Below are 13,195 nucleotides of genomic sequence, written 5' to 3' on the forward strand. Positions count from 1 at the left end.
ATGCAATCCGTAATCTCCATATCCGGCGTTTCAAAAACCTACGCTTCTGGTTTCAAAGCGCTCGAAGATATCAATCTTGAAATCCGGCGCGGCGAAATCTTCGCGCTGCTTGGTCCGAATGGCGCGGGCAAGACAACCCTAATCTCCATCATCTGCGGTATTGTTAATCGAACGGCTGGCACTGTTCTTGTCGATGGTCATGACATTGGCCGCGACTATCGAACGACCCGCAGCCTGATCGGGCTGGTTCCGCAAGAACTGACGGCGGACATGTGGGAGACCGTCTTCAACGCCTGCGCCTACAGCCGTGGCCTTTTCGGCAAGTCAGCAAATCCCGGTTATATAGAGAAGGTGCTTCGCGACTTGTCTCTTTGGGATAAGCGCGATGCGAAATCGCGGCAGCTTTCCGGCGGTATGAAGCGACGCCTTCTGATCGCCAAAGCGTTGGCGCACGAGCCGCGCATCCTGTTTCTCGATGAACCGACTGCAGGCGTCGACGTCGAACTTCGACATGATCTTTGGGAAATGGTTCGTCGACTGCGCGACGATGGCGTCACCATTATCTTGACCACACACTATATCGAAGAAGCCGAGCAGATGGCTGACCGCATTGGCATTATCAATGGCGGCAAGATCATACTCGTGGAAGACAAGGCCGAACTGATGCGCAAGCTCGGCCGCAAGCAATTGGTGCTCGAACTGCGCGAAACGTTGAGCGAACTGCCATCGCAGTTGGACAGATACAAGCTCGAACGGTCGGAAGACGGCAAGCGGCTGACCTATATTTACGACACGAAAGCGGAGCGACCCGGCATTGCTTCGTTGTTGCGCGATCTTGATGCTGCGGGCATTGGTTTTCGCGACCTCGATACCGAGCAAAGCTCGTTGGAGGATATTTTTGTCGGGCTTCTGAGGGAAAAGCAGTGAACCAATACGCGCTATGGGCAATTTACAAGACGGAAATGGCGCGCACTTTCCGTACGCTGTTGCAAAGCATTGTCTCGCCCGTCATATCGACTTCGCTTTATTTCGTGGTCTTCGGCGCCGCAATAGGCAGCCGCATTCAGGAAGTGAATGGCATAGCCTATGGCGCGTTCATCGTTCCGGGCTTGATCATGTTGTCGCTCCTTACACAGTCGGTAGCGAACGCCTCATTCGGAATCTATTTCCCGAAATTCACCGGCACGATTTTCGAGCTGCTTTCTGCTCCGGTGTCATACCTCGAAATCGTCATTGCCTATGTCGGCGCGGCGGCAACCAAGTCTATCGTGCTCGGCTTGATCATCTTGATTACCGCTAGCCTTTTTGTGCCTCTGCATATTGAGCACCCGTTTTGGATGGTTGCATTTCTCGTCCTGACCGCCCTGACTTTCAGCTTATTCGGGTTCATTATTGGTATTTGGGCGAATGGCTTTGAGCAGTTGCAAGTTGTGCCGCTGCTGATCATCACGCCGCTCACTTTTCTGGGCGGCAGTTTTTATTCCATCGACATGCTGCCGCCTGCGTGGCGCACGATCTCGCTCTTCAACCCTGTGGTTTATCTTGTCAGCGGTTTTCGCTGGAGCTTTTTCGGCCACGCCGATGTAGGTGTCGGTATCAGCCTCGCCGCTACCCTTGGTTTCTTGGTGGTTTGTCTCGCAATTGTCGGCTGGATATTCCGCACAGGTTACCGGCTCAAGAACTGATCACTTGACGGGGGCGCTCACTTGCCCCCAATTCAGCGCTTCATTCATCGAGCGGATAACATGAGCCTTTCTGGCGCGCTGCAACTACTGGCCTCAACCTTGATTTTTCTAGCAGCGGCTAGCGGTGCGAAGTCGTGGGCGATGGCTCCAAGCCTTCCCAAGATCATACTGACGCTCGCGCTCTACACGCTAGGCAACCTCATCATGCTTCGCCTGGTGCGCGAATTTGGTATGTCGGTCGCGTTCAGCCTTTCTGCGGTTATCCAGCTCATTGCAGTCAATCTGGTTGCACTGCTTTATTTCGGCGAAATTCCAGGTACAGCTCAAGGCATCGGCATTCTGCTCGCCGTAGCCTCGGTAGCAGTCATTAGTTTCGGACCCTATCTTGGCGGACGATGAATAATTACCGGGAACTTTTGCGAGGCTTCGCTCGTCCGCTCGATTTTTTCAATCGGCTTGAATTTCCAGTCCTGCTCGCCGGTCTGTTGATCGTAGGCGGCCTGTGGGGCTTTGTAGAGCTTTCGGAATTCGTGAAAAATGCGCCTCCGCATGATTTCGACACACGTCTGCTGCTTGCGCTGCGCGAACCGGGCCAGCCTGACAATCCTATTGGATCGGCAAACTTTGAAGGCCTGGTTCGGGACATTACGGCTCTAGGCGGAGTAGCAATCCTTGTCCTCTTGACCGCGCTTGTGGTCATCTTCCTGCTGCTGGCGGGCAAATGGCAGATCGCAGTTTTCGTGCTGTGTGCAGTAGGTGGGGGACAACTCGTTTCGACACTGCTCAAGTTTGAAATAGATCGACCTCGCCCGGAACTTGTTTCGCATCTTATGCGCGAGACTTCGAGCAGCTTTCCTAGTGGTCATGCAATGATGTCGGCTGTGACCTATATCACTTTGGGCTCGCTGCTGGCTCGCATCACGCCACAACGCCGGCTCAAGATCTATTTTCTGTTTGTCGCGGTGCTTCTAACCGCGCTGGTTGGCGCGAGCCGCGTCTATATCGGGGTGCATTGGCCAACCGATGTTTTGGCGGGCTGGTGTATGGGCTTTGCTTGGGCAATGCTTTGCTGGTTGGTTGCGCGCTGGTGGCTTAAAAACCGTCCGACGCCGCCCTAGCTTGCAAGCGCCGTAATGGTCGAATGCGTCTTTTCGCTAAGCGCCAGAACAGCATTCGAATAGCGCTGATCACCGGTCACTTCGCGCCCAAGCCATTCCGGCAAGGCCGCATCTGGCACATGATCTGGTGTTTCCAGCTCGGCGACGATCAACCCTGCAAGTTCGCCGGTAAAAACATCGATCTCGTATGTATAGCCGCCATGCGAAACCAGATGTCTGCGCTTTTCGATCAATGATCCTATCGCGAATGCCTGCATGGAGAGCGCTTCATCGAGAGGTATCGGATATTCGTACTCGTCCCGTTCTGGCAGGTTCGAGCCGAATTTAAACGTCAGCTTCGCGCTCGATCCATCGCTCACACGCACCCGCGTCGAGCGGTCTGCTCCGATGGAAAGATAGAACTGGCGGATGGCAATAACTCTCGACACGCGGCTGCGCCACGCATCATTGCGAACGAGGAATTTGCGTTCGACTTCCTTGGCCATTGCGGGGGAATAAAGACTGTCCGGCGTGCGAGCGCAATGCGGAATATTGTCAATTGAACCGCAGAGCAGAAAAAAGTTCACGTCAGCATCACTTGACTTTAATCAATCGATCGATTAAATCGCCGAATGGCAAGCAAACAGCAATCACTTGAATCTTTGTCGAGCGCGGAGCAAACGCGTGGCGCACTTGTGCACGCCGCTCTAATTCTGTTTGGGCGACAGGGTTTCGAAGGCACTTCGACGCGGGAGATCGCTGCAGCCGCCAAGGCGAATATCGGCTCCATAGCCTATCATTTCAGGGGCAAGGAAGGACTGCGCATCGCAGTGGCCGACCATATCGTTGCCACCGTCGCGGCAATTGCGGCTCGCGCGCAGATTGAGGATCGCACCGATGGATTGCCCTCCGGGCAGGCAGCCGAGCAAGCGATAATCGCGATGGTGGAGCGGATGTTCTCATTCTTCGTGCTGCAGGAAGAGGCTGCTGAGATCGTTCCTTTCGTGCTGCGAGAGATGTCTGCGCCGTCACCCGCTTTCGACCGCATCTACAACGGCATGATGGAACCACTGCACCGTCATTGTTGCCAGCTTTGGAAAGCGGCCACAGGTGAGGAAGCAGAGAGCGAGGAAACGCGCATCAATGTTTTTATGATGATCGGCCAAATCCTCTACTTCCGTCTCGCGCGCGAAGCTGTCCGCCGACGATTGGGTTGGATCGAAATCGGCCCGCAACAGGGCAAGAAAATCGCCGACATCGCTGTTGCCAATGTCAGCACTCTCCTTGCTGCAAAGAAAGACCGGAACTCATGAGTGTGTTTTGCTCCGTACCGATTCTTGCCTCGCTCCTCTCCTGCGGTAGCCCCACGCCTTTGGCTGTTGGCTATGTCGAAGGCGAATTCGTGCGCCTCGCACCAATCGAAACAGCGCATGTCCAGACCGTCGCAGTGCGTCGGGGCGACCGTGTCGAGCCGGGACAAATCATAGTGCGCCTTGAAGATACGGATGTTCGCATTGCAGTGGCGCAGGCTGAGGCAGCACTCGCGCAGGCCGAAGCGCAACTCGCAGACCTGAAAATCGGCAAGCGACCAGAAGAGATAGACGTGCTGGCCGCGGCGCTTAACTCCGCAGAAGCGGAGCACGAAGAGGCGGGTCGCGTGTTGGAACGCACGCAGGATCTTTTCGGACGCGGTACGGCAACGCAAGCGCAACTGGATACCGCCAAGACGCAGCTTCAGGTGACGGCTGCTGCTATCGGCCAGGCCAAGGCCAACCTCGCGGTCGCGAATTTGCCCGCACGACAGGAAACGATCCGCGCGGCTGAAGAAGCTGTGAAGCAGGCATCGGCAGCGCTCGAAGAAGCGCATTGGCGACAGTCCAAGCGCAGCCTCATTGCGCCAAGCGCCGGGCGCGTTGACGATGTAATCCGCGATCCGGGCGACATCGCAGGTCCGTCAGCTCCAGTTTTATCCATATTGCCTGATGGCGCCGTAAAATTGAAAGTCTATGTTCCGGAGCCGGATTTCTCGAAGCTTAAATTGGGTGGCAAGCTCACGGTTCGTTGCGATGGTTGCGGCAACGGCCTGACCGCAACGATCAGCTACGTATCGCCAGATCCTGAGTTCACACCTCCGGTAATTTACTCGCTCGAGACGCGCCAGAAGCTCGTTTATTTAATCGAGGCGCGTCCGGACGGCGATACACGCCTCAAGCCCGGCCAAATTGTAGATGTCGATCTCGCGGCTTCGGAATAGCGCGATGAACGTCATTGACGTCCGAAATCTGGTGAAGCGCTTCGGTGACAAGACCGTCGTCGATCATGTCTCAATGCAGGTGGGGCAGGGCGAAATCGTTGGGTTCCTGGGGCCGAACGGTTCGGGCAAAACGACGACGATCCGGATCATGTGCGGACTGCTTACGCCTGATGAGGGCGAAGGCGAAGTGCTGGGTTACGACCTGAAAACCGACTCGCTCAAGATCAAGCGCGAAGTCGGCTACATGACGCAAAAGTTCTCTTTTTACGAAGATCTCACCATCGCTGAGAATCTGGAATTCGTCGCGCGCCTTTATGAGCTGAAGCCCGTTTCAAAATATGTTGACGATACACTCAACGACCTCGGACTCACCACCCGTCGCAATCAGCTTGCGGGCACACTATCCGGCGGCTGGAAGCAACGTCTGGCGCTCGCCGCGTGCATCATGCACAAGCCGAAACTTCTCCTGCTCGATGAACCAACTGCAGGCGTCGACCCAAAGGCGCGCCGCGAGTTCTGGGACGAGATTCATCGGCTCGCGCGTGGTGGGCTCACCGTACTCGTGTCCACGCACTACATGGACGAAGCCGAGCGTTGTCACCGCATCTGCTACATATCCTATGGCAAGATACTGGCTACGGGCACTGTCGATGACGTGATCCGAAATGCAGGATTGACCACCTATATCGTCACTGGCCCCGGTCTCAATGAAGTTGCCGAGCGATTGCAAGGCGCACCCGGCGTCGATCAGGTCGCGCCTTTCGGCACTACGCTCCACGTCGTCGGATCAGACCGCGCTCTGCTCGAAAAGACGCTTGCTGCCTACAAGAAAGAAAAAGCCATAAAGATCGAACTCGGCGAAACCAGCCTTGAGGACGTATTCATTCAGTTTATGGCAGAATCTAAGGACAATATGGGATGAGCCATACGATCTTTTCGCTATCCCGGCTAAGCGCGCTCTTGAGAAAGGAGTTCATCCAGATGCGTCGTGACCGCGTCACGTTCGCCATGATGCTGGGTGTGCCGTTGATGCTGCTGATATTGTTCGGATATGCAATCAACAATGATCCAAAGCGCCTGCCCGCAGCACTCGTTGCGACGAGCAATGATCATTACACGCGTGCTATGGTGTCGGCTCTGGAAATGACCGGGTATTACCGTTTCGATCATAGGGTAAGTAGCGCGGAAGAGGCCGAAGCACTGATTACCAAAGGCGACGTGGCCTTTGTCGTAACCATCCCATCTGACTTTGCAAGGCGCGTGGAGCGTGGCGACAATCCGCAGATATTGATCGAGGCTGACGCGACTGACCCATCTGTCGCCAGCGGAGCAATCTCGACACTCGGAACAGTCGCGAGTCAGGCATTGCTGCGGGAACAGGGCGATCAGGCGCAAGCCGCGACAATGGCAGCCAGCCAGCTGCAAGTGGTCGTCCATCGCCGCTACAATCCGGAAGGTATCTCGCAATACAATATTGTCCCGGGCCTGCTCGGCGTCATTCTGCAAATGACGATGGTGATGATGACCGCTATGGCACTGACTCGCGAAAGTGAGCGCGGTACTATGGAAAACCTGTTGGCGATGCCCGCCAGTCCCGTGGAGATAATGCTCGGAAAAGTACTGCCCTACGCAGCCGTGGGTGCGGTGCAGGTTGTGGTGGTGCTTGTCGCTGCAAAGGGGCTTTTCGGCGTGCCGTTTTTCGGAAGCCTGCCCTTGCTGCTTTCTGCAATCTTCGTATTTGTGCTCGCTCTGGTCTTGCTCGGCTATTCTATATCGACGGTTGCGCGTACGCAGATGCAGGCAATGCAGCTGACCTTCTTCTTTTTTCTACCGTCAATCCTCTTGTCTGGCTTCATGTTCCCGTATCGCGGTATGCCGGATTGGGCGCAGACGCTTGGGGAAATTCTGCCCCTCACGCACTTCCTGCGTATCGTTCGCGCGGTGATGCTGAAGGGCGCGGCCTTCCCGGCCATCGCAACGGAAGTCGCCGCACTTTTTGCGTTCGTTTTGGCCTTCGCTACGCTCGCACTTCTACGCTTCCGCCGAACATTGGATTAACCTCGGAACGTATATTCCTTGATTGAGGCTGGCTTCATTTCGATGGAAAAGCCTGGGCGTTCAGGCGGCATGTAGGCTGCGTTTTGGATGACGCACGGATCGATAAAGTGCTCATGCAGATGGTCAACGAATTCAATTACGCGGCCTTCTTTCGTACCCGACACACACAAATAGTCGATCATAGAGAGATGCTGCACATACTCGCAAAGACCAACGCCACCTGCGTGTGGCCATACTGGCAGGTTGTACTTTGCGGCCAACAGCAGCACAGCCAGCACCTCATTCAGGCCGCCCATGCGGCATGAATCGATCTGCACGACATCGATAGCGCCTTCCGCAATGAACTGTTTGAACATGATGCGGTTCTGGCACATCTCGCCGGTCGCGACCTTCATCGGCTTCACCGCTTCGCGTATTTTGCGGTGCCCCGCGATGTCATCCGGGCTAGTCGGCTCCTCGATAAAGAACGGATTGCAGAAGGCGAGCTTGTCCAGCCATTCTATAGCCTGCGGCACTTCCCAAACCTGATTGGCATCGATCATCAGATAACGATCCGGCCCAATGATTTCGCGCGCGATTGTGAGTCGACGAATGTCGTCTTGCAGATCGCGCCCTACTTTCATTTTGACATGGTTGAAACCCGCATCGATGGCTTCCTGGCAAAGCCGGCGCAGCTTCTCTTCTGAATAGCCGAGCCAGCCCGCAGATGTCGTGTAGCAGCTATAGCCGTCGCGCGTCAGAATTGCCTCGCGTTCCGCGCGTCCGTGCTCTGCCTTTTTAAGGATCACCAATGCTTCGTCGGGGGTCAGCACGTCGGTGAGATAACGAAAATCTACAATTTTGAGGATTTCCTCCGCGCTCATGTCGGCGACCAGCTTCCAGACAGGCTTTTTCGCATCCTTGGCGAGGAGGTCCCAGATCGCGTTGACCGCGGCACCGGTTGCCAGATGCATTGCGCCCTTGTCTGGGCCAATCCAGCGCAACTGACTGTCGCTCGTGAGATGCCGCCACATGCGGCCCGGATCTTCCTTGATCCAGTCAAGCTCAAGCCCGATCAGCAGATGCCGCATGGCATTGAGCGCGGCGACGCAAATTTCGTTGCCACGCCCGATGGTGAACGTCAGCCCATGACCATCCAGCCCGGGTCGATCCGTTTCCAGCACTAGATACGCGGCCGAATAATCGGGGTCCGGGTTCATCGCATCCGAGCCATCGAGGCTCAGCGATGTAGGGAACCGCAAATCGTATGTCCGTAGATTCGTTATCCTGGTCATGATGCAATTCCCTCGCATTCGCGAAAAACATTCACGTCTCCACCTCTGCAAGCGGTAGAGCAGTCAGTTCAAATTGTATGGCGGTGCCTTGCGGCTTACGCGTCCGCCTTGACGTTCTGCGTCTGTGTTCCCAACCCCTCAATGCCGAGTTCAACAACGTCACCGGCCTTGAGGAATTTCTGCGGCTTCATGCCCATGCCGACGCCCGGAGGTGTGCCTGTTGAGATGATGTCGCCCGGTTGCAGGCTCATGAAGCGCGACAGGTAGGAGACAAGGTACTTCACGCCGTAAACCATCGTCGCCGTGGTGCCGTCCTGCATCTTTTTGCCGTTGACGTTCAGCCAAAGCTTGAGATTTTGCGGATCCTTGACCTCGTCCTTTGTGACCAACCAAGGCCCGGTCGGCCCGAAGGTGTCGCAGCTCTTGCCCTTGGTCCACTGGCCTTGATGCTCGATCTGGAAAGCACGCTCCGAGACGTCATGGAGCACGCAATATCCTGCGACATAGTCCAGCGCATCTTCCTCGGAAACGTATTTCGCCTTTTTGCCGATGACGACGCCGAGCTCCACTTCCCAGTCGGTTTTCTTTGAGTCTCGCGGGATCAGCAGATCGTCGTTCGGTCCGACAATTGCCGATGTTGCCTTCATGAAAATGATCGGCTCGGAAGGAACGGTTGCGCCCGTTTCTGCCGCATGGTCCGAGTAATTAAGGCCGATACAAATAAATTTGCCCGTACCGCCAACGCATGGACCCAGGCGCGGATTGCCGCGAACCGCCGGAAGCGATTTCGGATCAAGCTTCGCCAGCTTCTTCAATTGTGCGGGCGCAAGTGCTGCGCCCGCCACGTCGGATACATGTTCAGACAAATCGCGGATCTTGCCATCAGCGTCGACGAGGCCGGGCTTTTCGGCGCCCGCTTTGCCATATCTTACCAGTTTCATGCCGTCTCTCGATCTCCGTAGGTTCAGACTGTCCAGCCGCCATCGATATTATAGGCTTGGCCTGTCGTATAGGTTGCTCCAGCTAGATAGACTGCAAGGTCTGCAATCTCGTCTGGTTCGCCCAACCGGCCCATTGGCTGGCGCGCGATGAAAGCTGCACGGGCTTTGTCATAGTCGCCCTGCGCGCGCATCCGGTCCTGCAGCGATGGGCTTTCCACTGTGCCAGGGCAGATACAATTGCAGCGAATTCCTTGCGTAATGTAGTCGGCCGCGACTGCTTTGGTCAGCCCAACCACGGCCGCCTTCGTAACGCCATAGGCGAAGCGATTTGGCACACCCTTCACCGAGCTTGCGACGGACGACATATTGATGATCGAACCGTCCTTGCGGCTCAACATGCCCGGTAGCACCGCGCGAATGGTCCGGATCATGGAGCGAACATTCAAGTTCATGGCGAAGTCGAGATCTTCGTCCTTCATCTCCATAATAGAACCGGAATGAACAAAGCCCGCACAGTTGAAAAGCACATCAACCTGCCCGATGCCGCTGATCACAGCCTGCACGTCCGCATCGTTCAAAACGTCCATGCGTCGCCCGATTATGCGGTCGTCTTTCAAATCGCCGAGCAGCTTATCGTTGATGTCGGTCGCATATACTTTCGCGCCAGCGGCCGCAAAGGCTAGCGCTGAAGCACGGCCAATGCCCTGCGCGGCAGCTGTTACGACTACGGTTTTTCCGGTCAAGTCGGACATGATTCTAACTCTTCTTGCGTTCGACGATGTAGATGTGATCGGCCGCCAGCACTGTTTCGCCATGTTGGTTCATGACCTGCAGACGTTCGATTATGCGCCCGGCGTCAGGTCGCTTTGGGTCGTCTTCTTTGGCGGCAATGGTCGTCACCGAATGAATTGTATCGTTTATAAAGACTGGTTTGATGAAACGCAGCCTGTCATACCCGTATGAGAAGGCAACCGGATTTATGACGCTGGCGGTGAGTCCAACGCCGATGGAAAACACGAGAGTGCCGTGTGCGATGCGTTGGCCGAAGGGCGACGCCTTCATGAATTCCGCATCCATGTGATGGGGAAAGAAATCACCGGTATGTCCTGCATGAACCACGAAATCGGTTTCCGTAATCGTACGCCCGCTGGTCGTGCGTGACGATCCGATTTCGTAATCCTCGAAATAGGTGACGACTTCCATTTCAGGGCTTCCTCGCAAGCGGTGTCGCGGGCGCGGCGCTCGATTGATACGCGGCCTCGATCAACGCCATTGTGTTCCACGCATCTTCGACTGAGCTGACAAGCTCTTTGTCCTCGCCCGCCACAAAACGCTGCATGTTGGCCATACGCCCGACAAATGCGTCCGGGAACCAACCACCTTTGAGCGGTACGCTGATCCAGTCGTCGCCGCCCTTCGGGTAGATTTCCAGAATATCAGGTTCGCCACGCGGATAATCCAGGTTGACGCCAAGCTGCACATAGGCCGCGCCTTCCGTCCCACAAACGCGGAACTCACAGGCTTGATGCTTGCGCTTGAAAGCGTGGTCATGATTGATCGACAGTGCGCAGCGCACCTTGTCGCCATAGTCCAGAATGGCACTGGTGCGAGTCTGGGCGACGGTATGGCTCGGGTGGCCGATCGATTTGGCATGAACACCGCGCGGATCGCCAAGCACCTGACGGATCAAATCCAGATAGTGAATAGAATGCAGCGCGAGTTCCACGCGCGGCGATTTCAAGACAAACGGCCAATGCGGCCAAGGCGTATCCAGCGCCAGCCACGCGTCGAAATCCACAACCTCGCCAAGCCAACCCTTGGCGATAGCGTCCTTGAGCGCCAGCATCATGGGCGCAAAGCGAAGTTGGAAATTCACGGCGGCGGTGAGATTCTTGGCCCGACAAATTTCAAGGATTTCCGTCGCGCCGGCCAGATCACTGCCCATCGGCTTCTGAATCAAAGCGGCTGCATTGTCAGGCAGGGTTTTCAACACCGCCGCATGGAACGCCGGAGGGGTAGCGAGATCGAATATCGCATTCTCGACTGATGCCGCTTCTTCCGCGGTTCGATAAGCGGCTACGCCCCATTCTGCGGCAAGTTTTTCGGCCTTGGCAAAATCGGGATCGTAGATTCCGGCAATGAGAATGCCAGACTTCCGATAGGCCGGAAAATGCGCATCGCCCACAATCGACCCCGCCCCGAACGTCACCACCGGACGCGGGTTCGACGGAGCCGGCCATGTTTGCGCGAGCGTGGAAGGATCGAAGGTCATGCGCGTCCACCGAATAAACGGTGCGCGAACCGCCTAGCAAACGCTCCGTCATCCTCGGGCTTGTCCTGAGGACCTACCGCGTAACCGGAAGCATTGCAGATCCTCGGGACAAGCCCGAGGATAACAGACAAGGAAGATGCATCCATCATAGGCAACGCCGCCAAACCATCAATCGACATGGAAGACCTCTTCCGTCGTTGCCCACCAGTCGCCTTCTTTGACGGTCGCCAACGGCACTTGCAGCGGCATGTTGATTGCCCACCACTCTTGCGTCTTGGGATCTGCCGCCATCTTGGCGGAATCTGCAGCGAAGTCCGTGCCGTGATACTCAAAATAGGCGAACAACAGATTTTCCGGTTCCCGCAAAAAGATGCTGTAATTCTTGATATTGCAGTCTGCGATCTTGTCCAGCACTTCCGGCCAGACCGCTGCGTGAAGGCGCTTGTATTCGGCTATTGCTTCGGGCTTGATACCCAAAATGGATCCCATGCGCTGCATGGCTTACCTCCCGATCTCGCAGGTGAATTCGGCGATGCTCATCGCCTTCACCGCATCCCAGTTCCAGTCGATGCCGATGCCCGGTTCGCTTGGCGCATAGGCATGGCCATCTTCGATCTTGAGGCGCGATCCCGTCAAATCGTCCAGTTGCGGAATGTACTCGACATACTTGCCGTTCTGCACAGCGCAAACGAGGCTGACATGTAGCTCCATCAAAAAATGTGGGCATACAGGAATGTCGAACGCCTCCGCCGCGTGCGCAACCTTCAGCCAAGGCGTGATGCCGCCGATGCGGCCGACATCCACCTGAACGATGTTACAGGCGCCCTTCTGCATATATTCGCGGAAGTGACGGATCGAATAGAGTGACTCGCCAACCGCAATCGGTGTCGACGTCGAGTTCGACAGGCGTACATGGCCGTCAATGTCGTCGGCGGGAAGCGGCTCCTCGATCCACGCCAGATCGATGGGCCGCAACCGCTCCGCACGTCGAATCGCTTCATCCACCGAAAAGCCCTGATTGCAGTCGGTCATAATTTCGTATGCGTCGCCGACCGCCGCACGCACCGCCGAAAGCCGCGCTACATCCTCCGAAACATGTGGGCGACCGATCTTCACCTTCGATCCAGTGAAGCCTTTGGCTTTGGCCTGCAAGGCGTCGTCCACCAGCGCCGCCGTCTCGATGTGCAGCCAGCCGCCTTCCGTCGTATAGAGAGGACAACGCTCTTTCGCGCCGCCAGCCAATTTCCAAAGAGGCAACTTCTGCTTCTTCGCGCGAAGATCCCAGAGCGCGGTGTCGATAGCGGCCAGCGCAATTGCGGTGATCGCACCAATGGTCGTGGCGTGGGTGGCAAATTCCAACTCGTGCCAGATCGCCTCGATCATGTCCGCATCGCGGCCGATCAGGCGCGGCGCGAGGTGATCCGCCAACAAGCGCATCACCGATGAGCCGCCAGTACCGATTGTATAGCTATAGCCGGTTCCGGTCGCACCATCGGAATCCGTGATCGTTACGATAGGCGTTTCCTGGGAAACAAAGCTCTGGATAGCATCGGTACGTTTGACCTTCGGAACAAGGTCAACCATCCGCAGTTCGACACGTTCGATCTTCGCCAT

General features: G+C 56.2%; 16 protein-coding genes. 8 read left to right on the forward strand and 8 right to left on the reverse strand.

Annotated elements, in window-relative coordinates; genetic code table 11:
- The 4 genes from DY251_RS06525 to DY251_RS06540 are packed head-to-tail and all read left to right on the forward strand — an operon-like array spanning position 1 to position 2,803.
- Positions 1–927 carry an ABC transporter ATP-binding protein gene (locus DY251_RS06525; protein ID WP_116623048.1) on the forward strand — a complete coding sequence of 309 codons (927 nt, stop codon included), beginning with the start codon at positions 1–3 and terminating at the stop codon, positions 925–927.
- Positions 924–1,685, forward strand: a complete 762-nt coding sequence (locus DY251_RS06530; RefSeq protein ID WP_116623049.1) for an ABC transporter permease — start codon at positions 924–926, stop codon at positions 1,683–1,685. Before DY251_RS06525 ends, DY251_RS06530 begins: the two co-directional genes overlap by 4 nt.
- Before the next feature lie 60 nt (positions 1,686–1,745).
- Complete coding sequence (locus tag DY251_RS06535) at positions 1,746–2,084, forward strand: hypothetical protein (RefSeq protein ID WP_116623050.1); 339 nt, start codon at positions 1,746–1,748, stop codon at positions 2,082–2,084.
- Entirely contained in the window at positions 2,081–2,803 is a 723-nt protein-coding gene (locus tag DY251_RS06540; protein WP_116623051.1) for a phosphatase PAP2 family protein, read from the forward strand. The genes DY251_RS06535 and DY251_RS06540 overlap by 4 nt, the downstream gene beginning before the upstream one ends.
- On the opposite strand, the gene DY251_RS06545 is transcribed toward DY251_RS06540, so the two are convergent.
- Positions 2,800–3,288: a CYTH domain-containing protein gene (locus DY251_RS06545; protein ID WP_116623052.1), complete on the reverse strand. Its 489-nt coding sequence runs from the start codon at positions 3,286–3,288 to the stop codon at positions 2,800–2,802. The two genes, DY251_RS06540 and DY251_RS06545, sit on opposite strands and share 4 nt — an antisense overlap.
- Before the next feature lie 126 nt (positions 3,289–3,414).
- Here DY251_RS06545 and DY251_RS06550 point away from each other — a divergent pair, with 126 nt between their 5' ends.
- From DY251_RS06550 to DY251_RS06565, 4 genes are read left to right on the forward strand one after another with little or no spacing between them, the layout of a single operon-like run.
- A complete protein-coding gene (locus DY251_RS06550) occupies positions 3,415–4,095 on the forward strand; it encodes a CerR family C-terminal domain-containing protein (RefSeq protein WP_116623053.1) in 681 nt (226 codons plus the stop codon).
- Entirely contained in the window at positions 4,092–5,036 is a 945-nt protein-coding gene (locus DY251_RS06555; protein ID WP_116623054.1) for an HlyD family secretion protein, read from the forward strand. Before DY251_RS06550 ends, DY251_RS06555 begins: the two co-directional genes overlap by 4 nt.
- A gap of 4 nt (positions 5,037–5,040) precedes the next feature.
- Positions 5,041–5,958 (forward strand): ABC transporter ATP-binding protein, encoded by a 918-nt coding sequence (locus DY251_RS06560; RefSeq protein ID WP_116623055.1) that lies wholly within the window; start codon positions 5,041–5,043, stop codon positions 5,956–5,958.
- A complete protein-coding gene (locus tag DY251_RS06565; RefSeq protein WP_116623056.1) occupies positions 5,955–7,094 on the forward strand; it encodes an ABC transporter permease in 1,140 nt (379 codons plus the stop codon). Before DY251_RS06560 ends, DY251_RS06565 begins: the two co-directional genes overlap by 4 nt.
- Here the strand turns inward: DY251_RS06565 and DY251_RS06570 are convergent.
- The 7 genes from DY251_RS06570 to DY251_RS06600 form a co-directional block, all read right to left on the reverse strand.
- Positions 7,091–8,368 carry an L-fuconate dehydratase gene (locus DY251_RS06570; RefSeq protein WP_116623057.1) on the reverse strand — a complete coding sequence of 426 codons (1,278 nt, stop codon included), beginning with the start codon at positions 8,366–8,368 and terminating at the stop codon, positions 7,091–7,093. The two genes, DY251_RS06565 and DY251_RS06570, sit on opposite strands and share 4 nt — an antisense overlap.
- 95 nt (positions 8,369–8,463) lie before the next feature.
- Positions 8,464–9,309, reverse strand: coding sequence for a fumarylacetoacetate hydrolase family protein (locus tag DY251_RS06575; RefSeq protein WP_116623058.1), 846 nt, complete (start codon positions 9,307–9,309; stop codon positions 8,464–8,466).
- A 23-nt stretch (positions 9,310–9,332) separates the two neighbouring features.
- Positions 9,333–10,061: an SDR family oxidoreductase gene (locus DY251_RS06580; RefSeq protein ID WP_116623059.1), complete on the reverse strand. Its 729-nt coding sequence runs from the start codon at positions 10,059–10,061 to the stop codon at positions 9,333–9,335.
- A gap of 4 nt (positions 10,062–10,065) precedes the next feature.
- Complete coding sequence (locus DY251_RS06585) at positions 10,066–10,512, reverse strand: MaoC/PaaZ C-terminal domain-containing protein (RefSeq protein ID WP_116623060.1); 447 nt, start codon at positions 10,510–10,512, stop codon at positions 10,066–10,068.
- A gap of 1 nt (position 10,513) precedes the next feature.
- Positions 10,514–11,581, reverse strand: a complete 1,068-nt coding sequence (locus DY251_RS06590; protein ID WP_116623061.1) for a Gfo/Idh/MocA family protein — start codon at positions 11,579–11,581, stop codon at positions 10,514–10,516.
- Between the two features lie 168 nt (positions 11,582–11,749).
- Entirely contained in the window at positions 11,750–12,079 is a 330-nt protein-coding gene (locus tag DY251_RS06595) for an L-rhamnose mutarotase (protein ID WP_116623062.1), read from the reverse strand.
- A 3-nt stretch (positions 12,080–12,082) separates the two neighbouring features.
- Complete coding sequence (locus DY251_RS06600) at positions 12,083–13,195, reverse strand: mandelate racemase/muconate lactonizing enzyme family protein (protein WP_116623063.1); 1,113 nt, start codon at positions 13,193–13,195, stop codon at positions 12,083–12,085.

Source organism: Mesorhizobium denitrificans (assembly GCF_003403035.1).
Classification (GTDB): Bacteria; Pseudomonadota; Alphaproteobacteria; order Rhizobiales; family Rhizobiaceae; genus Mesorhizobium_G; species Mesorhizobium_G denitrificans.